The organism is Macellibacteroides fermentans, assembly GCF_013409575.1.
Taxonomy (GTDB): Bacteria; Bacteroidota; Bacteroidia; order Bacteroidales; family Tannerellaceae; genus Macellibacteroides; species Macellibacteroides fermentans.
In genome coordinates this window covers 932,501-958,262 of the sequence record NZ_JACCCY010000002.1, presented here as the reverse complement: position 1 = coordinate 958,262, position 25,762 = coordinate 932,501, and the positions used below count along the sequence as shown (strand labels likewise).

The window sequence follows — 25,762 nt, the reverse complement described above, 5'->3', positions numbered from 1 at the left end:
TTTTTAGCATAGACTTATCAGCTACACGATTAATCTTCGATACCTGCTAACTTGTTTTGCTCCATAGCGCTTTTAGTCAATCTTCGAACCCAAATTACGAAGAAGCCTGTCAGAATAAGATTAAGGACCAGGGTAAGTACCGATATCATCAATGCTGGTCCTCCCAGGTTGTAACCAATAGATATAAATATGATTCCTGCTCCAACTTCTCCCCTCGTAAACATTCCTATGGATATAGCTAATCGCTCTTTTAGTAATCTTTCCTTGTAAGTGAATATTGGGAACAGCTTTCCTATATTAGACAAAATAGTAACAATTATAACATGAAAAGCTATTACTTCCCACGACATAAATGGTTGAGATCCGGTTATTGTTACGACTTCTGATATCTCCTTAAAATCAACGCCAAAAAACGCAGGCATACTCAATCCTACCAGAAACATAAAAATGTAAGATATCAAATCTGTAACTCTATGTTCTGATGGTGTATCAATATGTCTATGCTTCATTACCATACCAAGAATAAAGGCTGGCAACAACACTTCGATATGAATACTAGCCTCTTCGCCATAAAGATATTTGGTCCCTAAATACACAGATTGAGTTATTGAGAAAACAACTATGGCATAAAAAAGAATGGCTTTCCAATCTTGTCGCATATCGTACGAAGCAAGCTTTTTCCAACCAATAATCAATAATAATGATACGATAAATACGATTACAAATAATTGCCACCTGAGACCGACCATCATAACCTGGAGGGGAATCATTAACAAAATAGTATCCAGGTCATCAAATATGGCCAATACTTGTACTTTTTTATATACCCAGGTAGATTTTAACCCTGCTGCAGCCAACATTGTAAATAAAATACCTGCAGAGGTAGGAGCCGCAAACCGGCTTAGGAGTAAATTTTCTTTCCATGCTTCCGAATCAAACCAATATTGAGATGGAAGGAGAACGAAAACGAAGTAAATAGCAACAAATATCCAGGGGAAGGCTGCAGTTGCCATTGCAACCAAATAATCTTTAGAATAAGACCTCCATTTCGTTTTTTCTATTTCAAACTCCCTGCCAACATTTATCATAATGAAGGATAAACAGATAAAAAGCAGTATATTGGAAATTTGCTTGAAATAAATATAATTCTCACCCATCAAACCAGGGAAGGTTTGAGACGCGACAAGACCAAACATTAAAAACAGTGAAAATAATATTACTTTTTTCATCGATCAAGAATAATTTTTATAAATACCTATTTGAAACATATGATTATTAATTTATTATTTTTAGCATTTTACTTCGGCAAAGATAACATATTTTATCCTTATTTTTTAGTGAGAAATAAAAAATACACGATGATATTGACCGTGAAAATAAAAAAAATGCTTCAACCAGAACGGCTGAAGCATTTCATATATTATTATCTTAATCTTACTGTTTTAATTAGAAAGCAGTTTTGTTAATACCGGTACCTTTACAGTCTTCACATCACTTTTAGCTTCCTCGTTTAGCTGTTCGAAAATTACAATCTGATTGCTTCCTTTCTTAAGCCAAACTCCGGGGATATACAGTGTTTGCTGGGGACCGACTTTCCAATAACGGCCAATGTTAATTCCATTGATATAGATTATACCCTTGCCCCACTGTTCCATGTCAATAAAAGTATCACCTGTTTCCGTTAGGTTGAAGGTTCCCTGATACACAACCGGGCAACCTTTCAGTTTCGCTGCATTAGCCGGAGTATTGTCATACACTTTTACATTCTTAAGATCGGAAAGTACCGGAGTTTCACTCATCGGAAGTTTATACATAGCCCAATCGCCGGTAATTTCAATATCATTAATTTTTACCGGACTGATTATGCCTTTGTTGTTTCTTACAATTTCTGCACCATAATTGATGCGGCCCATATTCTCAACCAGAATATCCAAAGTTGAGTTAAATGGGATATCAATCTCCATAGTGTAATTCTTGTAATATCTGTTCAACTCGCCTACTTTCTCGCCGTTAACATAAATCACAGCGAAGTCGCGGAGGCCTTCAATTGATAATGTTCCACTGATCGGCTGATTGAATTTGCGTGAATACAGAACGTACCCATATCCTTGATTCAATTGTTCGAATGTTAGCGGCTTATCACTGTAAACCGGTTTCTGCGTAGCAGCGATATCAAACACGTTGGCTACCTTATCTAATTTAATAGAAGGAATCTCTATCAACGAAATTTGTTTTGGAGCTTCGGGGACTTTATAGCTTACATGTTTTTTAATCACATTGCGGATTGAATCGAATTTGGGTGTTACCCAACCTGCTTCAGAGATAGGCGCATCGTAATCATAGCTGGTAAGATCCGGCTGGATATCGTGGTTTTTATCATAGTTAGCACCACTTGTAAAGCCAAAGTTCGTTCCGCCATGCACCATATAGAAATTAAATGAAACATCGTTAGTGATGTATTTCTCTGTTTGACGGGCAATTCCGGAAGCATCAACCTTTGGATGAGGTTCCGCCCAGTGTGCCAACCAACCCGGATAAAACTCCGCTACCATATACGGCCCTTGTCCGTTGTTATATTGATTCACAACTTTTTTAAGATTCTCTATATTACTTTCGCCATTGGCTGTAGGTAAAGCCCCCGGAGTAGCACCACCTTCAAACAACCAGCTACCGTCTGAAGTAAACAACGGTACGTTGAATCCGGCAGCTTCCAGCTGTTTCTTGATTTTAGCATTATAAGCACGGTGTTCTTCCAAAGGAATATCCTTACGCTGAGACACGTAAGATCCGAATTCGTTTTCTGCCTGAACCATAATGATAGGCCCGCCATTGGTAATTTGTAAGTGAGCAACTTCTTTAGCCAAACGATTGATGTATTGCTCTGTGTGTTTTAAGAAAGCCTCATTATCTCTTCTCACCTCCATACCCGGAACATTTTGCAACCACCATGGATAACCACCAAATTCCCATTCGGCACAGGCATAAGGACCAGGACGAAGAATAACCATCAACCCCTCTTCTCCTGCAGTTTTAATATATTCGGCCAGATTTTTATCCCCGGTAAAATCCCACTTACCAGGCTCAGTTTCATGTAAATTCCAAAATACATAAGTGGCAACTGTGTTTAAACCCATCGCTTTGATCATCTGAAAACGATGGCGCCAGTATTGGTGAGGTATACGTGCATAATGCATTTCGCCCGAATGAATCTGAACGGCCTTACCATCATACACAAAGTTTCCACCTTTGATTTCAAATGTGTGCTTCTTTTGTCCGAATGCCGGCAAAGCAGCAATAAGCAAGAACAGGAGCATCAGGGGCCCGAGAAATTTCTTCATTGTGTTTTCTTGTTTTATTAAGTTTATACCAAATTTAAGAAGGCCTTTCTTTTTATAAGAAAGGCCGTTAGCATTTAAACTGCAATATTAGCAATTATAATTGAACCATGCAAAAAGGGAAGTCAATATTCTTCCGCATCAGGTATTGCAGCATCAATGGCTATGCATGCTGCGCACACTGCAATTGTACCCATTACAGCACCAAAACCAGAACCTTTAGTCTTTTTATAATAGAAGAAATCTCCTCTTTTATTTGAATATCCATACACCTCCTCTGGTTTAATCTCAGCACTTTTCATTACTTCCGAAATATAAAACTGTTGATCTAAAACAAATGGTTTTCCTTTTTCCGGATCTAGCGATCCGCTGTATAAGGTTAGATAGCTTCTGAATTTTAATGGAGAATTAAATTCGGCAAAGCGCATGGTGTTTATTTTAGATGGAGCCAGGTTTTCTCTGGCAAATTTTACTTTAGTAAAACTCTTCTTCGGTATTCTATCAAAACTGAAATCACCCAAAGTCATCGGTGTGTGGTCTGTTCTTGATTTAGGAGGAATAAAGCTAACACCGTCGGGTAGACTTATGCTTCCATTGAAACTTCCGTCGGTAGAACTAAAATTACGGTTATAATTCAGTGTATTAGCGCTAATATTACCATCGAAGGTTAATTTATTCTGCTTATAATTTGTCGCAACATCATCAATTATCAGAGCTGAACGTTGCCAATCAACGTACAACGGCTGATCTGAATTATTTATAACAGTAATATGTATAGGCAGATTGTATCCAAAGAAACTGTACACCACCTTGACACTATCGTTTTCGTAAACAAAATCGCCAAAATCATCTTTCTCAGCTACACCTTCAGATGAACTCAGGGTTGAGTAATAATAGGTTGAACAGGAGCTGAATAGCATCAACACCCCCAAAATCATTAGTAATTTTTTCATATCAATTCTATTTTCAATTGGTTTTGGATGTAAAGATATAACTATTTATCAAATAAGATCAAACTAATTATTGATTTATATTTTATTAAATATATGTAATACGACAGAATTATAAGCATGAAGCAAAAAAATAATAAAACACTAATAAAGAACAATATACGATTTCGAATACAAATAAATAAAAAAAAAGTATATAAAATTTAGGAGTATACCCCCAGACGAATTCTTCGGATGTGTATTATATTAAAGAAATAATATATTATTTTATGAAAAATACACAATCAGAAGATAGCAAAATTATTCGTCTGATGCAATTATACATCGAAAACAGATGCTCTGACAAGGAAAGGGACGAACTTCTAAGCTGGCTTAAGCAAACCGATTGTTATGATCCGATTGATTCTATATTGAATACTCATTGGGAGAGAATAATGAATGAAGTGCGTACACCTGATCAATTAAGAGAAAAAGAGTTGCAAAACGAATTTGAACTTATCAGACAAAAAATCAGAGGTATAAAAAAACTGAAGAAACATAAACCATCTGGTCTCAACTGGCTTTTAAAAGTGGCCGCAGTTATTCTTTTGCTGCTTGGCATTGGAACTTCTATTTACAAATTAAAAGATCCGGCTGTTACATCCATTACTTATACTGAATTTAAGTCCGCACACGGAAAAATAAAAAAAATCAAACTTACCGACGGAACCTTGGTTACACTTAATTCGGGCAGTAGTTTAAAATTACCAAACAATTTCAACAACAAGTCGAGATTTGTCCAGATGGAAGGTGAAGCATTTTTTGATGTTGCTAAAAATGCAGAAAAACCTTTTATCATTGAGAGTGGAGATGCTACAGTGAAAGTTTTAGGAACATCATTCAATGTTAAAGCATACAAAGAAGACAAACTGATGGCCGTAACCGTTGCTACAGGAAAAGTGATGGTAAATATAGATGCAATGGACTTACAGCTAAAATTGTTACCTAACGAACACCTATCCGTAGACAAAAATACTTCCGAATTTTCAAAGACTACTATTGAAGAGAATAATTATAGCAAATGGATATCGGGGATTCTTTATTTTGACAAAGAACCTTTGGATGATGTAATTAAAGAATTAAACAGAAAATACGATAAAAAAGTGATTCTTAGTTGCAAATCCTGTAATCAGCAAATTTCAGGATCGCATGATAATAAAAGCCTAGAAGCTGTAATTGATGCCATATGTTTTACAACCGGATTAAAATATACTCAAAATAGAAATACAATTATAATACACGAATAATAGAATATGTTCAACTCTTAAATCTATGAATGCCTATGCCTATAATCTAAAGTAAAAAGAGAGTGCCCTAGCAAGACACTCTCTCAAAAAAGACGCCTGTTTTGAACGAATGCGACCAACATACCAGTTCAAAACCAGGCCTTGCTTTAATAAATTAATAATCCATTAAAACAGAACAAATGTATGAATAATAATTCAATATTAAAAAAGATAGTTATGCGAACACTATTCACTTTGTTAATTATCTGTCTGTTTGTACCGTTTCTTGTAGCAGAAAATGCAAACGGGCAAGCATTAAAAGAAAATAACATAACGTACAATATTAAAAACGCATCAATTGTAAATGTATTCAATCAACTTAGTAAAATAACCGGATATTATTTTTTCTACAATGAAGAGGTTATAGAAGGAGTAAAAGGTATTTCAATAAATGTTAAAAACACCGAAATAGGTACAATATTGAATGAATTGTCGCGTCAGACCAACTTGTCTTTTAAAATAATTGATAATACTATATCAGTCAGTAAAAAGGGTAACGCAACCACTTCACTCGTAGTTACACAACAGAATGGCAGTATTACAGGTGTCGTTAAAGACAAAAACGGAGAACCAATTATTGGGGTTAACATCCTTGTTGAAGGAACAAGTTTGGGAACAATTACAGACCTGGATGGAAAATTTGAGCTAAAAAACGTACCTTCCGGAGCTGTTTTAAAGGTATCATATATTGGATATTTAGCCCAACTTATCGAGCTAAAAGGTCAGAACTCATTCAATATAGTTCTTTTGGAAGATTCAAAAACATTGGATGAAGTTGTGGTAGTGGGTTTTGGCGTTCAGAAAAAAGAAAACCTAACCGGAGCTGTTTCTCAAATCAAGATGGACGAGGTATTAGGTGAAAGACCTGTTATAAATGTCATGAATGCACTTCAGGGCACCATGCCGGGTCTGGTTATATCCGGGGCATCAAGTCCGGGGCAGACTAAAAACTATAATATCCGTGGTACCACCTCATTAAATGGAGGAGAACCATTGGTATTGATAGACAATGTTCCCGGTAATATTGATATGATAAATCCTGAAGATATTGAATCTGTTTCTGTACTGAAAGATGCGGCATCTTCTGCCATATATGGTGCTCGTGCAGCATTCGGCGTAATATTGGTTACAACGAAAAAAGGTAAAAAAGAGCAACGATTTCAGCTAAATTACAATAATAACTTTGGGTTTCAGTCGTCTATAAACAGACCGGAACAGGCTTCGGCTCTAGATTTCCTTCATGCATATAAAGATGCAGAATTTCTTTCCGGAAACTATTTTGCAGGCCAGAATATTGATAAATGGATAAACTATCTTACGGAGTATAGAAAGGATCCGAGTAAATTTGAAACAACAGGCGACGGGGTATACATACCTACAGATAATAATTCAGCAAAAATACGCTACTATCTGAACGAAAAAGATCTGTATGACAACATGTTGGAAGACTATGGATTTCTTCAATCACACAATGTTTCAGCATCAGGAGGAACCGAGAATCTTTCATACAGGCTATCATTGGGATACAATAACGAGCGAGGAATACTTATCACAGACAAAGATAGTTACAAACGTATTTCAGCCAGTTCATATATCTCTGCAGATATTACTGACTGGCTTACTCAAGCTGTTGATATCCGTTATGCAAAAAGCACAAAATCAATGCCAAACGAAGTAAGTGGATCACTTTACGGAATGAGACTTTGCAGTCTTACTCCCGAAGGAGACCTTACCCTGGACGATGGAACCACCCTCCCTATGAATACGCCAAAAAACATGCTTTTATATTCAGCTCCCAGTATTACTTTAAATGAAAATCCCCGTATTCTCTCCAGAACAACCATTAAACCGTTCAAAGGATTGGAAGCTGTTGTAGAGTATACATTTGATAAAAAAATCTATGATCTGAAAGCCTACAATTCGCCTTATGATTTCACATCTATTCAGTTAGGCAAGTCAGCTTCGGCTTCTACATCCAAATATGAAAACACAAAAAGCTCGACCGATTATAATGCGCTGAATGCCTATGCAACTTATAGTCTTGATCTGAATGAAGATAACCATTTCAAATTTATGGCAGGCTATAATCAGGAATCAAGTATGTTCGAACAGCTATATGTTACAAGATTGGATATGATAAATCAGGAGATGCCTTCATTCAGTAGTGCAACCGGAGAAACTACTGCAACAGATACCTACAATGAGTACACGGTACGTGGGGGGTTCTATCGCTTCAACTACGATTATAAAGGCAAATATTTGTTTGAAACGAACGGCAGATATGATGGTTCTTCCAAATTTCCAAAAAATGACCGCTTTGGCTTCTTTCCATCATTTTCATTGGGTTGGAATGTAGCCCGTGAAGATTTTATGGCATGGTCTTCCAGTTGGATGAATGAATTTAAGTTAAGAGGATCATGGGGACAAATTGGGAACCAGGCTATTAATCCGTATGCTTATATGCCCATTATGGATGCAGGAAAAGCTTCCTGGATAGTGAATGGAGAGTTACCTACAACATTAGCAACTCCAGGCTTGGTAAGTAGTAATTTTACATGGGAAACTGTAGAAACACTTGACTTTGGTGTTGATGTAAACATGTTAAATAGTCGTCTATTACTTACATACGATTGGTATCAACGAGATACAAAGGATATGCTTGCAGCCGGAATGGAACTACCTAGCGTGGTTGGAGCCCCTGCTCCATTGCAAAATGTAGCAGATTTGCGCACAAAGGGGTGGGAACTTGCTATCTCGTGGAGAGATAAAATTGGTGCATGGGGCTATAATGTAGGACTAAACCTATACGATTCTAGAACCCACGTAACCAAATATGATAACGCGGCCGGATTGCTAAGTAATTATTATGAAGGATACGAAGTTGGCGAGATTTGGGGATATGTAACGGATGGTTTTTACAGCATGGATGATTTTGTAGATTCAAACACATGGAAACTTAAAGAAGGAGTAACCTCCATTAAAAGTTATAACGTAAGACCTGGTGATGTTAAATTTAAAAATCTAAGAGATGACGAAGGTAGTGTGAATCAAATTGATCCAGGCACAAGTACTCTTGAAAATCCTGGCGATAGAAAGATTATTGGAAACACACAATCTCGCTATCAATACGGTATCACTGCAGGTGTAAATTGGAAAGGATTCGACCTGAGTATTCTTTTGCAAGGCACAGGAAAGCGAGATTACTGGGTTAGCGATGACCGAAGATGGGGATTCAACTCTAATGAGTTTGGAACAATATTTGCCGATCAGCTTGATTATTGGAAACCAGTTGATGCTGCGAATGGTAACTATAATGCTATTAATCCAAACGCAAAATATTTCCGTATTTACGATCAAAGAGACAATGCAGGCTCTAATACACGTACACAAACAAAGTATCTTTTAGATGCCTCGTATCTACGCATTAAGAACATATCTTTAAGTTATAACGTTCCCCAAAGAACAGTTAATAAAATAGGGATTAGCGGATTAAAAGTTTTTTCCAGTGTGGAAAATCTGCATACATGGACTTCATTACCCAATGGATATGATCCGGAACGCTTAAGCTGGGGGTATCCATTCTATCGTACAGTTTCATTTGGTCTTAATATTACATTATAATCAAAAACAGAATAAAATGAAAAAATATATATTCATATTATTAGCTACAGTGCTTGCATGGACATCATGTAATGATGATTTTCTGGAAAAATATCCTGTAGAATCCTTAACAGAAGCAACAGCGTTCAGTACTTATGGTAATTTCAAGACCTATGCCTGGTCACTATATGGTGTATTCAACAATGCAAACATATTGAGGAAAGTTGGAAGTTACGGATTGGATGGTTATTATGTGGGTGATATCTATTCAGGCTATCTAACCAGAAAAGGGACTAGTTCATATAATCCATACGCATTTCAAACTGTTACTGATGCTTCATCTGGTAACGGATGGGATTTTTCCTATGTCCGTTCTGTTAATCTGATGTTGGACAACGTAGATAAATCGGCAATGAGTGCCTCAGAAAAAGAACATTGGAGATCCGTAGGATATTTTTTTCGTTCATTTTATTATGCTGAACTGATTGCTCGTTTTGGAGATGTACCCTGGATTAACAAAGTGGTGTCTGACTCAGATACTGATTTAATTTACGGGCCTCGGACTCCAAGGAAAGAGGTGGCCGACAGTTTATTAGCCAACCTTCAATATGCAGAAACTCATATCAAAACAGCCGGAGACGGACCAAACACCATCAACATCCATTGTGTAAGGGCGTTGATTTCAAGATTTTGCCTATTTGAAGGAACTTGGAGAAAATATCATGAATTAGGTGATTACGAAAAATATCTTGCCGAATGCGCTAGGGCATCTGAAGCCTTAATGCTAAATTTCCCTACTGTACACAAAGACTGGGGAGAAGTATTTACGAGTCCAGACCTAAGTTCTGTCTCCGGTATAATTTTATATAAAGAATATATGACTGACGTGCTAACCGCATGGCACAGTCATTATGAACGGACCTCCTCACATACTGTGGAAATGCCGCAAAGTACTGTTGACCTTTATTTATGCAAGGATGGTAAACCTATTTCAACCAGTGGGCTTTATTCCGGAGATAAAACACCCTATGCAACATTCCGCAACAGGGACCATAGATTACTTGAAACAGTTGTTCCTCCGTATAAATTGTCGGCCAACAGCACAACGACTGCATGGGATTATCCGGCAGACCCAGCATACAGAGAATATCTGGATATTATGGGTGTTACAAAGGTAATTGCCAATCCCGGAGAAGCTGGGAAACACAAAGTAATGCCATTGATGAACTGGTCAGGATCCATTGTTCTTTCATTTCCGAACCTTACAACAAAATCGAGTCAGCAGTTCCTGTCATGCCGTGGAGGATACTACGTTTATAAAAATTATACTACGTGGGATTTAAATTACAACAATGGACAAACCAATACAGCCGACAAGCCTTTGTTTAAGATTGAGGAAGTATTGCTTAACTATGCGGAAGCAAAATATGAATTGGGCGCATTCGACCAAACAATTGCAGACAAGACAATCAACAAACTTCGTCCGAGGGCCAAGATAGCCAATATGATTGTTTCTGAAATCAATGAAATGTTCGATCCTCAGAGAGATCCATCAGTAAATCCGGTTTTGTGGGAAATAAGACGCGAAAGAATTATCGAGCTTATGGGTGAAGGATTTGGATTTTATGATATTCGCCGTTGGAAAAAAGCTCCTTGGTTTGTAAATAAACAACAATACGGTATGTGGGCATCCAAAGCAGAGGTTGGATCGGGTAAGTTAGTGAATCTGAACACAAAAATGGCAGATGCCACCCTCACTGAAGGATATATTTATTTGTTCAACGATCCGGTCATTGATGGCAAAGGATGGTTGGATAAATATTATTTGTATATGATACCAACAAATAATATTGAGCTAAATCCTCAATTGAAACAAAATCCAGGTTGGTAATAATAATCTGAGAAGAGAGGTGATTGCTTATTACCTCTCTTCCAATTTAAACAATAAACAATGAAGAATTCAAAAACTGCATTATGCATTACCATTTTAGGTATGTCAACGTGTTTGTATGCAAACAACAATTCTGCTCAAAATAATAAACCCAATATAATCTATATTTTGGCCGATGATCTGGGATATGGAGATTTGGGATGCTACGGACAAAAAAAGATTGAAACACCTCATATAGATGAGTTGGCAAGACAAGGAATGCGCTTTACCCAACATTACTCAGGTACTGCTGTATCCGCACCTTCCAGGTGCGTTTTACTAACGGGTAAGCATACAGGACATGCATATATAAGAGGAAATGACGAAATGTCTGAACGGGGAAATGTTTGGAGTCATGAAGCTATGCTTGCAGATTCTACTCTTGAAGGGCAGCGCCCCTTACCTAAAGGAACGATAACTATCCCTCTCGTTCTTAAACAAGCGGGTTACAAAACAGCATGTATTGGAAAATGGGGATTGGGATATCCTGGTTCGGAAGGAACACCAAATAAGATGGGGTTCGATTTCTTTTACGGTTATAATTGTCAACGTCAGGCACACACTTACTATCCCCCATTTCTTTATAGAAACGAAACACGCGAATACCTTGACAACAAGCTGTTGGTTCCGGGAACCAAAATTGCTGCTGATGCCGACCCATTAAATCCTGAGAGCTATTCTAAGTTTACGCAAAAGGTATATGCTCCGGATTTGATGTTAAATGAAATCAGCAATTTTGTTGAAACCAACAAGGAAAATCCCTTTTTTCTGATGTGGACTACTCCTGTTCCACATGTTCCACTACAAGCTCCTGAAAAGTGGGTACGTCATTATATTGAGAAATTCGGAGACGAATTACCTTATAACGGAGAAAGTGGATACTTCCCTTGCAGATACCCTCGTGCCACTTATGCTGCAATGATTAGTTACTGGGATGAACAGATCGGAATTCTTATAAATCAACTTAAAGAATTGGGACTTTATGAAAACACTTTAATTATTTTCACCAGCGATAACGGGCCAACATTTAACGGAGGAACTGATTCACCCTGGTTCGATAGTGCCAATCCCTTTAAAAGTGAAATCGGTTGGGGAAAGACATCGTTGCATGAAGGAGGAATCCGTGTCCCAATGATTGCGTGCTGGCCAGAAAAAATCGATGCAGGAACAACATCAGACCATATTTCTGCTTTTTGGGATATAATGCCTACTTTGGCCGAGATCACAGGAACATTACCTCCACCAAATAATGGAATTAGTCTCTTACCAACATTCGAAGGCAAAAAACAAGTAAAACATCAATACTTATATTGGGAGTTTCCAGAAGGCGACGGATCAAAAGCCATCCGAATGAATAATTGGAAAGGATATATCGGGGGTATTAAAAAAGGAAATACAACAATGCAGCTATTTAATTTAAATACTGATCCTCGCGAGCAAAATGATATTGCAAACCAATTTCCAGAAATTGTAACTGAATTAAAGAATAAAATGGCTGAGGCTCACGAAGAACCTAAAATTAAAAAATTTTCCATGTAATAATAAGAGAGTGTCAAAATGCAATGACACTCTCTTTTATTTAAACAGGAACAGGATCCATATCCCTACCTCAATTCCTGCATGTTTCGCTAAATAACGTTTAATAAACTGCAATGACTCAGAAATATGCTCTTGTACGGTATACACAGAAATTCCAAGCTTTTCAGCAATCTCTTTATGTGTGTAATGTTCTATACGGCTAAGATTGAATATCCTCTTTCTTTGTGGTGGTAACTTGTTTATAGCAGATAATAATATCTCCTGATATTCTTCATATACAATATCAGATTCAATTCTATCTTCATATGTTTGAGATTGAGAAGCAAGGCTTGTTATTACCTTTTCTTTTATCTCAGCATGTCTGAAATAGTTTAAAATCCGATTCTTTGCGATTGTATAAAGAAATGATGAAAAAGACAAATCCGGATTAATAAAGCACCTGGATTCCCAAATATTAACAAATATTTCCTGAACAACGTCGTTGGCTTCCTCTTCTGATTTTAAGAGACTATAACAAAACAAGAATAGCCTATCTTTATAGCGTACGTATAAATCGCAAAAAGCGGACTCTTCACCCCTTATAAGCAGAGAAACCAATTCTTTGTCAGATTTAATATTTACGTTCATAAAATTCAGATTTATCGAATAATGGCTTTACAAAGATATAAACATATAAACATTATTTCACACTTAATTTCAAAAAAATATTATTGAAAGATACGCAGTGAATAATTAAAAGTCCCCGTAAATAAGATAATTCTTCTATCTACGGGGACTAAATGCAATTGTTTCAATTCGTTTTATCGTGCAATTCGTAACATAGTAAAACTCAACGGTGGTAAAGCAATGTCCATTTTATTGTCTTTAATATATGAATGAACAACTTTAGGGGTAATGAGATCGGGAGTCTCAAATGAATTCTTAGCGTTCAGATCAGATGAATTCAAATGTGTTAATATTACCGCGTGTACTCCTGCCTTTAATCCATCTAAAATAAATGAGACCTTTTTCTGATCTATTCCAGTATTGGCAATTTTTATAATAAGTGTGTTGTCTTTCGCGTCGCTTGCTGCAGTAGCATATAAATTTTGTTGCCCTGATACTGCCTTTCCATTCATTGTAAGGGCTAGCACATGTGTACCGGCGTTATTACCAAACAACTGCTGTACATAATAATTAGGAGTTTTAACAAAAGATAAATTATCAAACCAAATTAAGTCCGGACGCCATTGCCAGGCCTCTTTGTGGGCAAACAAAGGTGCATAAGTACACAAATGAACTACATCTGCATTTCTTTCAAGTCCGGTCATAAAGGCCGCTTCAGACAAAGCAGAAAGAAAACTATTCTCTTTGTCAGGAGCATGGCAAGCATATTCGCCAGCAAATACTTTAGGTCCGTTACGATCATAAGAATCATACCTGTTTGCGTTAGACAAAAACCATTCCGGAGAACGATAATAATGTTCATCCACCAAGTCGACACCGATCCGCTTCATCTCTGGCCACAAAAAATCAAAGTCTTTACCCTCTGCTTGAGGGCCTGAGCTTCCAATAATTTTTATATTTGGATATTTAGCGCGTATGGCCTTTACAAATGGCTCCAATCTTTCAGTGTACAATGTACCCCATTGCTCGTTGCCAATTGCAATCATTTTAAGATTAAAAGGGGCTGGATGTCCCATATCCGCACGAATCTTACCCCAGGTTGAAGTAATTGGTCCATTTGCAAATTCAATCAAGTCCAAGGCATCTTCAATGTAGGGCTCGAGTTTATCGACTGGGCAATTCTGATTCGGGTCATTATTCTCATATTGGCAGGAAAGTCCGCAGTTGAGAACAGGCAATGGCTCCGCTCCAATATCTTCACTCAGTACAAAATATTCGTAAAATCCAAGGCCGTAAGACTGATAATAATCCGGGAATTTTTTATGAGAAAAAGTATAGTTCCAACGATTAATATTTATCGGACGATTCTCAACCGGACCAATTGTATTTTTCCATTGATACCGGGTAGAAAGGTCGGTTCCTTCTACAATACATCCTCCTGGGAAACGAAATACACCTGGTTTGAGGTCTTTTAATGCCATTGCCAGATCTTTTCTCAAACCATTGGATCGATTATTAAATGTTTCTTGCGGGAAAAGAGAAATGTGTTCTATATCCAATACTCCGGTAGTAAGCATTGTTATGCGAATCGAACTTTTGGAACATGTTTGCATCGGAGCAAAGGTTATCATATACTTGTTCCAGGACTTGCTATTTATACTTACCTCTTTAGATTCAATAATATCGTTCTTATCCGAAACTATTTCAATTTTCAATTTCATAGTTTCATTTTTCAAAGTTCTGGCGTAAAAAGACAAATCATATTTTTCATTTGTCTTGATACCTATACCTTTAAATCCTTCATTAATTAAACCCGTTCCTGTAAGCTGCTTTCGGTTAATTAACCGGGCATAATGCGGATTTCTGTCAAAACAAGGTTTATCAGATCGGATAGATACATCTCCAAAAGGGGTCCATCCTGTAAAAGGATACTCAAATTCAAATGACCTATTTTTTATTAGTTCGGCATACAAACCTCCGTCAGCACCAAAGTTAATATCCTCAAAAAATACGCCATACATGGTTGGTTGAATTGTAGATCCTATTTTATCAACATCCATTTTAATTAAATAATCAGATTCTGTTGATTGACCGAAAAGTGAGAAACCGGCTGTCAAAAATGAAAGAACACATAATCCTTTTTTTAAATTAGAATTCATAATAGTAGGTTTTTCATAAATATTATTCTAAAACTAGCCACAAAAGTAAAAGAAAGTAAGAAGTCGAGACAATAAAAAGTTATATATTTGCATAAGTAAACAAATGCATGCTTTAAAACATCATTTATATAGTTCATAAATACAAAGAACAACGTAATTTTACACCCGTTTAGAAAAATAAGTACACATGAAAAACGAACTTACGCTGTCTGGGTTAAAGGTAGCTAACTTTAGCAAACTCATTGACGGTAAAGAAACTCAGCTCTTCGTCCTTGTTAACAAAAGTGGAATGGAGCTGACTGTCACTAATTTTGGAGCCAAAATAGTATCGCTGTTGGTAAAAGATAAAGAAGGCAAAATGGTAGATGTAGTTACCGGGCACGATTCAATAGATGACTATCTTACATCTGAAGAACCATATTTCGGTGCTATTTGCGGTCGATTTGGAAATCGTATTGCAAAAGGAAAATTTGAAATTGACGGTATAACCTACGATAAACTGGCAATTAACAACGGACCTAATAGTCTTCATGGAGGAATTAAAGGATTTAATGCTGTGGTTTGGGATGCGGTTTTAAAAGACACACAGACCCTTGAACTAACCTATATTTCGCCTGATGGAGAAGAAGGCTTTCCAGGCAATTTGAAAACAACTGTTACATATCACCTTTCAGATAATAATGAAGTTGTTATTTTGTATAATGCAGAAACTGACAAGCCAACTGTATTGAATCTTACCAATCATTCATACTTCAATCTTTCCGGAGCAGGCGATCCCTATATTGGAGATCACCTACTTACTATTAATGCAGATTATTATCTGCCAACAGATAGTACAGCCATTCCATATGGACCGAAAGAAATGGTGAAAGGCACTCCGATGGATTTCAGAAAGGCTTTTGAAGTTGGAGCCAGAATTAATGAAAACTTCGAACAACTAATTTTTGGAAAAGGATACGACCACACGTATATTCTAAATAAGGAAAAGAACGAACTGTCATTTTGTGCCAGATGCTCTTCTCCTAAAACAGGTATTGTGATGGAAACATATACAACAGAACCAGGAGTTCAGCTTTATACAGGCAACTGGATGACTGGAAAACTGATTGGAAAAAATGGGCAAAGATATCCGGAAAGAGCTGCCTTATGTTTGGAAACTCAACATTTCCCTGATAGTCCGAATAAACCAGAATACCCAAGTACGACACTTCGTCCGGGAGAAAAGTTTGACAGCAAAACTATTTTCAAATTTACAACCGAATAAAAAATTTCAAATTATAAACTATCTAACTAATTTATTTAATTAAAAAAGAAATGAATACTACGCAGAAAAAAAATTATGCATTGCCAATCGCAATGATGATTGCTCTATTCTTCATGATTTCCTTTGTTACAGGACTTCAGAACCCGATGGCCCTGATTGTTAAGAGTCAGTTTGAAGCATCAAGCTTTATGTCTCAGTTGGGTAATGCCGCTAACTTTATCGCTTATGCGTTTATGGGTATTCCGGCAGGATTATTATTAGAAAAAATTGGTTATAAAAAAACAGCTTTATTAGCTATTATTGTAGGATTCACTGGTGTAGGTATTCAGTTTCTTTCAGGTTTTGCAGAAAGCTTTACTGTATATTTGATTGGTGCATTTGTTTCAGGCTTCTCAATGTGTATGTTGAATACAGTTGTTAACCCTATGTTGAACACTCTTGGTGGTGGTGGTAACAAAGGAAATCAGTTAATTCAGGTTGCTGGTTCTGTAAACTCTTTCGGAGCAACAATTGTTCCTGTACTTGGTGGTTACCTGATTGGTAATGCTGCACAACCTACAATTAAAGATGCCAATCCTGCATTATTCCTTGCTTTAGGTATTTTTGCTCTGGCATTTATCGTATTGTATTTTGTTAGCATTCCGGAACCTCACATGGTTAAAGACAAAGCTAAAACAAAAGATTCTCACAGTGCCCTTTCTTTCCGTCACTTTGTATTAGGTGCTGCTGCTATTTTCGTTTATGTTGGTGTTGAAGTAGGTATTCCTAACATCCTGAACTTATTGATGACTGCAAGTCCTGAAAATGGTGGTTTAGGTATCGAAACAACTATTGCAGGTACTATTGCCGGAACATATTGGTTCCTTATGTTGATTGGCCGTGTTGCTGGTGCCAGCCTTGCTGCAAAAGTTTCAAGTAAAGCAATGTTGGCTGCAGCATCTACAGTTGGTCTTATTTTCGTATTACTTGGAATCTTTGGACCTCTTGAAACAAAAGTATTCATGCCTGTATTCCAATCAGATATTTCATTTGGTTTAGCTGAAGTGCCCATCGGTGTAATGTTCCTTGTATTATGTGGTCTTTGTACTTCTGTAATGTGGGGTGGTATCTTCAACCTTGCAGTAGAAGGACTTGGTAAATATACAGCTACAGCATCTGGTATCTTCATGGTATTAGTTTGTGGTGGAGGTATCTTACCTTTGATTCAGGGAGCTGTAGCAGATGCAACAAGCTATTTGGCTAGCTTCTGGGTAATCTTCTTAGGTATGGCATATCTTCTTTACTATGCTCTTATCGGTTCTAAAAATGTTAACAAAGACATTCCTGTAGAATAATCCGTAAGGCTTATTGTAAGGATATTGTATATAATAAACTTGTATTAAGATGGATATTGAACACGTAAGAAGTCGTTTTAAAAAGCACTTCAATGATGAAGTCGGATCAGTTTATGCTTCTCCAGGTCGTATTAACCTGATTGGAGAACATACTGATTACAACGGAGGGTTTGTTTTTCCAGGAGCCATTGATAAAGGAATGGTTGCCGAAATCAAGGTAAACGGAACAGATAAAGTTCGGGCCTATTCGATCGACTTAAAAGACTATGTTGAGTTTGGTTTAAACGAAGAAGATGCTCCAAAAGCAAGTTGGGCAAGATATATTTTCGGTGTATGTCGTGAAATTATCAAACGTGGTGGTAAAATTCAAGGATTTGATACTGCTTTTGCAGGTGATGTTCCTCTGGGTGCCGGCATGTCTTCATCCGCTGCATTGGAAAGTACGTTTGCCTTTGCATTAAACGATATGTTTAATCTTGGTATTGACAAGTTTGAACTTGCTAAAATAGGTCAGGCAACAGAACACAACTATTGTGGTGTTAATTGTGGTATTATGGACCAGTTTGCATCTGTTTTTGGTAAAGAAGGAAGTTTAATCCGTCTGGATTGCCGTTCTTTGGAATACAAATACTTCCCATTCAAACCGGTAGGTTATAAATTGGTTTTACTTGACTCTGTAGTAAAACACGAATTAGCCTCTTCTGCTTACAACAAACGTCGTCAGTCATGCGAAACTGCTGCAGCAGCAATCCGTAATAACAACCATCCTGAAGTTGAGTTCTTGCGTGATGCAACTATGGACATGCTTAAGGAGGTGAAGGATCAGATTTCGGCAGAGGATTACATGCGTGCTGAATATGTAATTGAAGAAGTTCAACGTGTACTTGATGTTTGTGATGCTCTTGAGCGTGGTGATTACGAAACTGTAGGTCAGAAAATGTATGAAACACATCATGGGATGAGTAAACTTTACGAAGTAAGCTGTGAAGAACTCGACTATCTGAATGATATCGCTAAAAAATGTGGCGTTACAGGCTCTCGCGTAATGGGTGGAGGCTTTGGCGGTTGTACTATCAACCTTGTTAAAGACGAATTGCATGATGCATTCATTAAAGAGGCCTTTGCTTCGTACAAAGAGAAGTTTGGTCACGAACCAAAACTATATGAAGTTGTAATAAGCGATGGTGCAAGAAAACTTGCCTAATCAAATTTCATAAATTAAAAGGGGGTGTGTCAAAATAGGCACACCCTCGTTTTATGCACAAAGGTCGAACTTTCCCAAGCTCGGCCTTTGCTATTTCCTAGAGTTTTTGTAACTTTAGGTTTTCAAAATTCATATGACAAAGTTACATTTTCGCCCGTATATATCCAACCAAACGCTTCTTTTTCCGAGCCGGATTGATGAAGATATTGCTGAAGATGACCCTGTCCGGGTAGTCAATGCCCTGGTTGACAATCTTGACCTTAATAATATTAAGGCTCTTTATAAAGAATATGGTCGTAGTCCCTATCATCCACAGATGATGCTCAAGGTGATTATCTACGCCTACATGAACAACGTTTATTCCTGTCGCAAGATTGAGAAGCTGCTTCTTCGCGACATCCATTATATCTGGCTTGCCGGGTATGAAAAACCAGACTTTATTACAATCAACCGTTTTCGTAATCGGGTAAAGCATGAGATTAACCAGATTTTCACCCAACTAGTGCTTCTTCTTGCCGGTAAAGGCTATGTGAGTCTGGATGTGGAATACATTGATGGGACAAAGATTGAATCCAAAGCCAACAAATATACCTTTGTCTGGCGCAAAAGCGTGGAGAAGAACCGGGACAAACTTCTCGATAAAATAAGAATCCTGCTTGAACAGATTGATGAAACGATCGCCCAGGATAAAGCAGCAGAGAATCAATCCGTGGCGTTTACTCCGGCAGCCATCTCCGATCTTGCCCGGGAGTTGAAGGAGGCGCTGGCAGAGCAACCCGCAGCCAGGACCAGGGAAGAAAAGAAAGCCCGTCGGGCAAGGGAGAAAGAGATAAAAGAGTTAGAGAAGCACGGCGATAAGCTTGCCGAATATGACCAGCATCTGCAAACACTCGGGGATCGTAATTCTTATTCCAAAAGTGATCCTTCAGCCACCTTTATGCGCATGAAAGAGGATGCGATGAACAACGGCCAGACCAAACCCGGCTACAACTTACAAATCGGGACAGAGAACCAATTCATCACCGACTTTTCCCTGTTCCCCAACCCTACAGACACATTAACCCTTATACCTTTCCTTAGCTCGTTTTCCGGACGTTACAACCGGCTTCCCGGCAAAGCCGTTGCCGACTCCGGTTATGGATCGGAGGAGAATTATCGTTTTATGGAAGAACATGATATAGAGTCTTTTGTAAAATACAACTGGTTCCACAAAGAGCAGAAGCGTTCGTTTAAGAATAATCCTTTTCTGGTGGATAATTTATATTATAATGCCAAAGATGATTACTATGTTTGCCCCATGGGGCAGCATATGACCTTTGTGGGTAAGACTCATGGAAGGACAGCTAGCGGATATATTACCGAATCACATCGCTACAGGGCAGCAAGATGCGAAGGATGCCCTCTTCGGACCGGATGCTTCAAAGCCAAGGGGAATCGCTCCATCGAAGTTAACCGCAGACTCGTGGAATATAAACGCAAAGCCCGTGAGAAGCTGATCTCGGATGAGGGACTTGAACACCGATCCAAACGACCTATAGAACCAGAAGCCGTTTTCGGACAAATGAAATACAATATGGCATACCGTCGATTCCGTCACTTCGGACTCGACAAAGTCACCATGGACTTTGCCTTCTTTGCCATAGCCTTCAACATAAAAAAGATGTGTGCAAAAGCAGCTAAAGGGATATCAAAGGGCTTTTATAACAGGAAAATTACTCTGAAAACAGCGTTTTATGAGGTGATAAGCGATCAAAATCGAATCGAAAGAAAAATCAATCCAAAATGGGCGGCTTGAAGCTTTTTTGAAAAACGAAACAAAAAAGAAAGAGGATGTGCCAATTACTTTGTTTTGACACACCCTCTTTTTTATACTTTTTAATAAAATCAACCTCTTTTCTTCTGACTGGATCTGGCAGCTTTACGCCTTTTTATTTCGGCCTTCATCTTTGCAGAATCCGATCCGTGAGTTCCTTTAACATACGTCGATTTCTTAGCTTTGGTTTTTATTTTTCGAACTTCATCGGGATTAACCGGATTTTTAGCTCCTTTAAAAACAATGCCTTCAGATAAAAGTTTTTCTACATCCATAAATTTGGGTGTTATTAATTATTGTACAAAGGTAAACAAAAATGAGCAACTTGCCAAAATCTACTTATTTACTCAAAATAAGAAGCTCCCAATGTACGGCCATAGTAGAACATATATTGTTGAATTACGCCTCTATAACCATTGTATCTGGATGTATCGAACAGACCTTGATAATGTTTATCGAGCACTTTCTTTATCCATAAATCAATGGGAAAGCCGTCAAGATGTTGCAACCCGAACAACAACACACAATTGGCAACTTTCCGCCCCACCCCATATAAAGATATCAATGCATCAAAGGCCTCTTCTCTGCTAACCGTTCGTAAATGGTCAAGATTCAATTCGCCTGTCAGCACTTTGCGTGCTGCATTAACAATGTATTTATCACGATATCCTACACCGCAAGAAGCAATCAATTCCGGATTTTCGGCCAGGGCCTTTGGAGTGGGGAAAAGATAATATCCATCTTTTCCATGTTTATCCTCGACATAAGCTCCTAATTTTTGACATAAGATATTTACATTTGTTTTTATCTTAGGAATATTACTGCATTGCGAAATTATAAATGTAATAAGCATTTCAAAAGGATCCTGACGAAGAATACGTATTCCATCTCCAACGACAACTGCCTTCTCAAGAAAACTATCTCCTGAAACACTCCTTTTTATTTGTTCATAATCTCGTTCAAAGTCAAAATAATCATACCAAAGTGAATAAAAGGTCTCCTTTGTACATTTAAATAAATAAGAATTATCATCCAGAAGTTCTATTTCCAACAATGTATCGAAAGCAACCCCCTTCCAAACATTCGTCTTAATTTCATCCCAACGGAAACATTGTCCGGAAGTAATAATCTGATTCATATTAAAGCTATCCGGTCTAGATAAAATTACACCTTCAGCAACCTCCAATATTTGCATTTTCTTTTTATTTAACTCCTTTATATATTCAATACCAACAAAACAAACCTTAAAGATAAAAGGTTTACTTACTATTAAAGGTCAGTTAACCAGATTTTTCATGATTCATGGTATCATGTAAATCGAAATGAGCTATCTTTGTAGTCAATCAGACAACATAAACAATTACATTCAAGGTTGATATTAATTGTCGACCTTTTATTTTACGCAAATCAGATGAAAGAAAATGAAATGATATTTGGCATCCGTGCCGTAATAGAAGCAATCCTGGCAGAAAAGGAAATAGACAAAATCCTTGTGAAAAGGGATTTACAAAGCGATCTATCTAAAGAGTTGTTTGACGCACTTAAAGGAAGAGAGATTGCTGTGCAACGTGTCCCAGCTGAACGCCTAGACCGTGTTACCCGTAAAAATCACCAGGGAGTAATTGCCTTTATTCCGGCAATCAGTTATCAGAAATTGGAAGACATCATTCCATTTCTTTACGAACAGGGTAAGAATCCATTCATTGTTCTACTTGATGGCGTTACAGATGTACGTAATTTTGGTGCTATTGCCAGAACATGTGAATGTGCAGGTGTTGATGCCATTGTTATTCCATCTAAAGGAAGTGTAACAGTAAATGCAGATGCAATGAAGACATCAGCTGGTGCACTGCATGTACTTCCGGTATGTAAAGAAAAAAGCATTACACAAGCTATTAAATTCTTGCAGGAATCAGGAGTCAAAGTTTATGCTGCCAGCGAAAAAGCTTATGAAAATTATACGGCTGTGACATACGACGGACCTGTAGCCATTGTTATGGGTGCTGAAGATACGGGTGTTTCTATGGATAACCTTAGAATGTGCGACCAAATGGTAAAGATTCCTCAATTTGGAACTATTGGTTCATTGAATGTATCCGTAGCATCTTCAATTCTTGTTTACGAGGTTGTTAGACAAAGAATGAACGAAAAACACTAAGTTTTAACGATTAAAATTTGCTGAATATTTAACTATAGTAGGTTTCAGACCTCAAATATAAATTAGATTCATATGAAAAAAGTAATTTCAACATCTAACGCTCCTGCTGCAATTGGTCCGTACAGCCAGGCAATTCAGGTTGGGAATATGTTATTCATGTCTGGTCAGCTTGGTATTGATCCTTCAACCGGAGCTTTTGCCGAGGGTGGAGTAACCGAACAGACTATTCAGTCTTTCAAAAATATGAATGCTATTCTTACGGAAGCAGGCTATACGATGAATGATGTGGTTAAAACAACTGTTTTTCTTGCCGACATGAATGATTTTGCCGCAATGAATACCGTCTATGCATCTCAATTCGAAGGTGCCTTCCCTGCTCGTTCAGCTGTTGCCGTTAAAACATTACCCAAAAACGGATTAGTTGAAATTGAGGTTATTGCTGTAAAAGAATAATAATTCCCTATCATATACAGATAAGGCTTTCATAATTTATGAAAGCCTTATCTGTATATGATAGTTTACAATGGCATCAAAGTATACTGGCGATCACTATTTTCCAAAAAGTCTGGAAATAAGATCTTTTCTTCCTAAACGTTGTAATGTCTTGGTTATTTGATTTTTATAAGACTTGTCATACCAGAAGAAAAATTGCCTTTGCGCTAATTTTTGTTCTTTTGTATGGGCTGTATAAACCTTCTCCAATGTATAGGGATGATAGCCTGTGTAATACATTTCAGTAGCAAGCGTCATTGGTGTCGGCGTAAAATCCTGCACCTGTTCCAAATGAAAATGAAGATCTTTTGTAATTGCAGCCAACTCAGCCATATCCGCCTCAGTACATCCCGGGTGACTTGAAATAAAGTAAGGAATCAATTGCTGATTTAATCCCTCTTCCTTATTTATACGATCGAATATTTTCTTAAACTGACCAAACTGGGTAAATGAAGGTTTACGCATCTGTTTTAGTACTTCATCTGAAGTATGTTCTGGCGCCACTTTCAAACGACCGGACACATGATGAGCAATAAGCTCCCTCATATATTTATTAGCCGAATCATTCAACGCATTATCATCATACCTGTTTAATAACAAATCATATCTAACTCCACTTCCAATAAATGATTTCTTTATCCCCGGAATACTGTCAACTTCTTTATACAACTCAAGCATTGGTGTATGATCAGCATTCAGATTTTTACACACTTTAGGAGAAATACAAGACGGTCTTTTACACTTCCTACATATCGATATATCTTTTCCTTTCATTCGGTACATATTAGCCGAAGGACCGCCTAAATCACTTAGATACCCTTTAAAATCGGGCATACCTGTAATAATCTTTATCTCTTTTAAAATGGAATCTTTACTTCGGGAAGCAATAAATTTTCCTTGATGTGCTGAAATAGTACAAAAGGCACAACCTCCAAAACAACCTCTGTGTAAGTTTACAGAAAACTGTATCATATCAAATGCAGAGATTGTCTTTCCTTTATATTTAGGATGAGGAAGTCTTGTATATGGCAAATCAAAACTGGCATCCAACTCAGCCTCTGTCATTGGAGGAAAAGGAGGATTCACAACTATTGATTCATTACCAACTCGCTGAATAATCCTGGATGCTTCCATCTTATTGGATTCTTCTTCAATATGTTTGAAGTTTTTAGCCTGTTTCAGTTTGTCAAGCAAGCATTCTTCATGAGAAAAGAGATTTATATCTCCAGGTAGTATATGAGCAGATACATCCTCCGACGAAGTTAAATAGGCCGTCTGTGGAATATCCTTTATATCGGAAAATGGAACACCTCTTTTTAATTTGTTTACAAGAGATCTTAATGGCTGTTCTCCCATTCCATAAATAAGTAAATCAGCCCTACTCTCAATCAATATACCTGGTTTAAGCTTATCTTGCCAATAATCATAATGAGTAAGGCGGCGCAAAGAAGCTTCTATGCCACCCAATACAACCGGGATATCAGGATATAACTTCTTTAATATTTGTGTATAAACGATACTTGGATAATCGGGTCTCATTCCAGCTCTTTTATCAGGAGTGTACGCATCGTCACTACGTAAACGTTTGTTGGCTGTATAATGATTTATCATCGAATCCATAGCACCAGCACTAACTGCAAAAAATAGCCGTGGAATTCCCAGCTTCTTAAAATCACGTAAATCATCACGCCAATTAGGTTGTGGTACAATAGCAACTCGCAACCCCAGGGCTTCCAATGTTCGGCCAATTACAGCCGGGCCAAAAGAAGGATGATCAACGTAGGCATCTCCCGAAAAGAAAATTACATCCACGTAATCCCACCCTCTTGCCTCTATTTCTTTTTTAGTAGTAGGCAACCAATCTTCCAGTCTGTATTTATTCATGCTGCAAAGGTATATCTTTTTATTGATATAATTACAAAGCTCGTTTTTAAGCATTACCCATTGCTATACTATATCATTCGCTAAAAAAACACAGACCCTCATTTTTGATCAATTCAGTTTATAGTCATTACCAAAGAGTGATTCCTATGCAAGTAAATATACAGAAGTT

The 25,762-nt window shown here is 37.5% G+C and carries 18 protein-coding genes; 10 read left to right on the top strand and 8 right to left on the bottom strand.

The window, feature by feature from the left end; all coding sequences use genetic code 11:
* Positions 1-29: 29 nt before the first annotated feature.
* From F5613_RS08920 to F5613_RS08910, 3 genes are all read right to left on the bottom strand, one after another.
* A complete protein-coding gene (locus F5613_RS08920) occupies positions 30-1,229 on the bottom strand; it encodes a cation:proton antiporter family protein (protein WP_179399469.1) in 1,200 nt (399 codons plus the stop codon).
* Between the two features lie 213 nt (positions 1,230-1,442).
* Positions 1,443-3,338 (bottom strand): glycoside hydrolase family 35 protein, encoded by a 1,896-nt coding sequence (locus F5613_RS08915; protein ID WP_179399468.1) that lies wholly within the window; start codon positions 3,336-3,338, stop codon positions 1,443-1,445.
* A 122-nt stretch (positions 3,339-3,460) separates the two neighbouring features.
* Positions 3,461-4,288 carry a hypothetical protein gene (locus tag F5613_RS08910; protein WP_179399467.1) on the bottom strand — a complete coding sequence of 276 codons (828 nt, stop codon included), beginning with the start codon at positions 4,286-4,288 and terminating at the stop codon, positions 3,461-3,463.
* 266 nt (positions 4,289-4,554) lie between these two features.
* On the opposite strand from F5613_RS08910, the gene F5613_RS08905 reads away from it, so the two are divergent.
* The 4 genes from F5613_RS08905 (at position 4,555) to F5613_RS08890 (ending at position 12,679) form a co-directional block, all read left to right on the top strand.
* The gene (locus F5613_RS08905) at positions 4,555-5,571 is read left to right on the top strand and encodes a FecR family protein (RefSeq protein WP_179399466.1); all 1,017 of its coding nucleotides are present in this window, start codon (positions 4,555-4,557) and stop codon (positions 5,569-5,571) included.
* A 216-nt stretch (positions 5,572-5,787) separates the two neighbouring features.
* Positions 5,788-9,231 carry a TonB-dependent receptor gene (locus F5613_RS08900; RefSeq protein ID WP_179399465.1) on the top strand — a complete coding sequence of 1,148 codons (3,444 nt, stop codon included), beginning with the start codon at positions 5,788-5,790 and terminating at the stop codon, positions 9,229-9,231.
* A 16-nt stretch (positions 9,232-9,247) separates the two neighbouring features.
* On the top strand, positions 9,248-11,101 hold the full coding sequence (locus F5613_RS08895; protein WP_179399464.1) for a RagB/SusD family nutrient uptake outer membrane protein: 1,854 nt from the start codon (positions 9,248-9,250) through the stop codon (positions 11,099-11,101).
* A 60-nt stretch (positions 11,102-11,161) separates the two neighbouring features.
* A complete protein-coding gene (locus tag F5613_RS08890) occupies positions 11,162-12,679 on the top strand; it encodes an arylsulfatase (protein WP_179399463.1) in 1,518 nt (505 codons plus the stop codon).
* 36 nt (positions 12,680-12,715) lie between these two features.
* Here F5613_RS08890 and F5613_RS08885 read toward each other — a convergent pair whose 3' ends face one another.
* Positions 12,716-13,306 (bottom strand): RNA polymerase sigma-70 factor, encoded by a 591-nt coding sequence (locus F5613_RS08885; protein ID WP_179399462.1) that lies wholly within the window; start codon positions 13,304-13,306, stop codon positions 12,716-12,718.
* A gap of 173 nt (positions 13,307-13,479) precedes the next feature.
* Complete coding sequence (locus F5613_RS08880; protein ID WP_179399461.1) at positions 13,480-15,444, bottom strand: alpha-L-arabinofuranosidase C-terminal domain-containing protein; 1,965 nt, start codon at positions 15,442-15,444, stop codon at positions 13,480-13,482.
* A 187-nt stretch (positions 15,445-15,631) separates the two neighbouring features.
* Here F5613_RS08880 and F5613_RS08875 point away from each other — a divergent pair, with 187 nt between their 5' ends.
* From F5613_RS08875 to F5613_RS08860, 4 genes are all read left to right on the top strand, one after another.
* On the top strand, positions 15,632-16,708 hold the full coding sequence (locus tag F5613_RS08875) for an aldose epimerase family protein (RefSeq protein WP_179399460.1): 1,077 nt from the start codon (positions 15,632-15,634) through the stop codon (positions 16,706-16,708).
* Positions 16,709-16,758: 50 nt separating this feature from the next.
* The gene (locus tag F5613_RS08870) at positions 16,759-18,042 is read left to right on the top strand and encodes an MFS transporter (RefSeq protein WP_179399459.1); all 1,284 of its coding nucleotides are present in this window, start codon (positions 16,759-16,761) and stop codon (positions 18,040-18,042) included.
* Positions 18,043-18,091: 49 nt separating this feature from the next.
* Entirely contained in the window at positions 18,092-19,246 is a 1,155-nt protein-coding gene (gene galK / locus F5613_RS08865; protein ID WP_179399458.1) for a galactokinase, read from the top strand.
* Positions 19,247-19,379: 133 nt separating this feature from the next.
* On the top strand, positions 19,380-21,041 hold the full coding sequence (locus F5613_RS08860; RefSeq protein ID WP_246303380.1) for an IS1182 family transposase: 1,662 nt from the start codon (positions 19,380-19,382) through the stop codon (positions 21,039-21,041).
* An 89-nt stretch (positions 21,042-21,130) separates the two neighbouring features.
* Here the strand turns inward: F5613_RS08860 and F5613_RS08855 are convergent, their stop codons facing one another.
* A complete protein-coding gene (locus F5613_RS08855) occupies positions 21,131-21,334 on the bottom strand; it encodes a hypothetical protein (protein ID WP_079683369.1) in 204 nt (67 codons plus the stop codon).
* Between the two features lie 68 nt (positions 21,335-21,402).
* Entirely contained in the window at positions 21,403-22,254 is an 852-nt protein-coding gene (locus F5613_RS08850; RefSeq protein WP_179399457.1) for a DNA-3-methyladenine glycosylase family protein, read from the bottom strand.
* Between the two features lie 216 nt (positions 22,255-22,470).
* On the opposite strand from F5613_RS08850, the gene rlmB reads away from it, so the two are divergent.
* Together rlmB and F5613_RS08840 are read left to right on the top strand one after the other, a co-directional pair.
* Entirely contained in the window at positions 22,471-23,217 is a 747-nt protein-coding gene (gene rlmB / locus F5613_RS08845) for a 23S rRNA (guanosine(2251)-2'-O)-methyltransferase RlmB (protein ID WP_179399456.1), read from the top strand.
* 72 nt (positions 23,218-23,289) lie between these two features.
* Entirely contained in the window at positions 23,290-23,670 is a 381-nt protein-coding gene (locus tag F5613_RS08840) for a RidA family protein (protein WP_179399455.1), read from the top strand.
* Between the two features lie 96 nt (positions 23,671-23,766).
* On the opposite strand, the gene F5613_RS08835 is transcribed toward F5613_RS08840, so the two are convergent.
* Positions 23,767-25,593, bottom strand: coding sequence for a YgiQ family radical SAM protein (locus F5613_RS08835; protein WP_179399454.1), 1,827 nt, complete (start codon positions 25,591-25,593; stop codon positions 23,767-23,769).
* Between the last annotated feature and the right edge of the window lie 169 nt (positions 25,594-25,762).

Bases quoted from the DNA above. Each gene is read 5' to 3' on its own strand.
- F5613_RS08920 (WP_179399469.1), bottom strand. From the start codon at position 1,229: ATGAAAAAAGTAATATTATTTTCACTGTTTTTAATGTTTGGTCTTGTC.
- F5613_RS08915 (WP_179399468.1), bottom strand. From the start codon at position 3,338: ATGAAGAAATTTCTCGGGCCCCTGATGCTCCTGTTCTTGCTTATTGCT.
- F5613_RS08910 (WP_179399467.1), bottom strand. From the start codon at position 4,288: ATGAAAAAATTACTAATGATTTTGGGGGTGTTGATGCTATTCAGCTCC.
- F5613_RS08905 (WP_179399466.1), top strand. From the start codon at position 4,555: ATGAAAAATACACAATCAGAAGATAGCAAAATTATTCGTCTGATGCAA.
- F5613_RS08900 (WP_179399465.1), top strand. From the start codon at position 5,788: ATGCGAACACTATTCACTTTGTTAATTATCTGTCTGTTTGTACCGTTT.
- F5613_RS08895 (WP_179399464.1), top strand. From the start codon at position 9,248: ATGAAAAAATATATATTCATATTATTAGCTACAGTGCTTGCATGGACA.
- F5613_RS08890 (WP_179399463.1), top strand. From the start codon at position 11,162: ATGAAGAATTCAAAAACTGCATTATGCATTACCATTTTAGGTATGTCA.
- F5613_RS08885 (WP_179399462.1), bottom strand. From the start codon at position 13,306: ATGAACGTAAATATTAAATCTGACAAAGAATTGGTTTCTCTGCTTATA.
- F5613_RS08880 (WP_179399461.1), bottom strand. From the start codon at position 15,444: ATGAATTCTAATTTAAAAAAAGGATTATGTGTTCTTTCATTTTTGACA.
- F5613_RS08875 (WP_179399460.1), top strand. From the start codon at position 15,632: ATGAAAAACGAACTTACGCTGTCTGGGTTAAAGGTAGCTAACTTTAGC.
- F5613_RS08870 (WP_179399459.1), top strand. From the start codon at position 16,759: ATGAATACTACGCAGAAAAAAAATTATGCATTGCCAATCGCAATGATG.
- galK (WP_179399458.1), top strand. From the start codon at position 18,092: ATGGATATTGAACACGTAAGAAGTCGTTTTAAAAAGCACTTCAATGAT.
- F5613_RS08860 (WP_246303380.1), top strand. From the start codon at position 19,380: ATGACAAAGTTACATTTTCGCCCGTATATATCCAACCAAACGCTTCTT.
- F5613_RS08855 (WP_079683369.1), bottom strand. From the start codon at position 21,334: ATGGATGTAGAAAAACTTTTATCTGAAGGCATTGTTTTTAAAGGAGCT.
- F5613_RS08850 (WP_179399457.1), bottom strand. From the start codon at position 22,254: ATGCAAATATTGGAGGTTGCTGAAGGTGTAATTTTATCTAGACCGGAT.
- rlmB (WP_179399456.1), top strand. From the start codon at position 22,471: ATGAAAGAAAATGAAATGATATTTGGCATCCGTGCCGTAATAGAAGCA.
- F5613_RS08840 (WP_179399455.1), top strand. From the start codon at position 23,290: ATGAAAAAAGTAATTTCAACATCTAACGCTCCTGCTGCAATTGGTCCG.
- F5613_RS08835 (WP_179399454.1), bottom strand. From the start codon at position 25,593: ATGAATAAATACAGACTGGAAGATTGGTTGCCTACTACTAAAAAAGAA.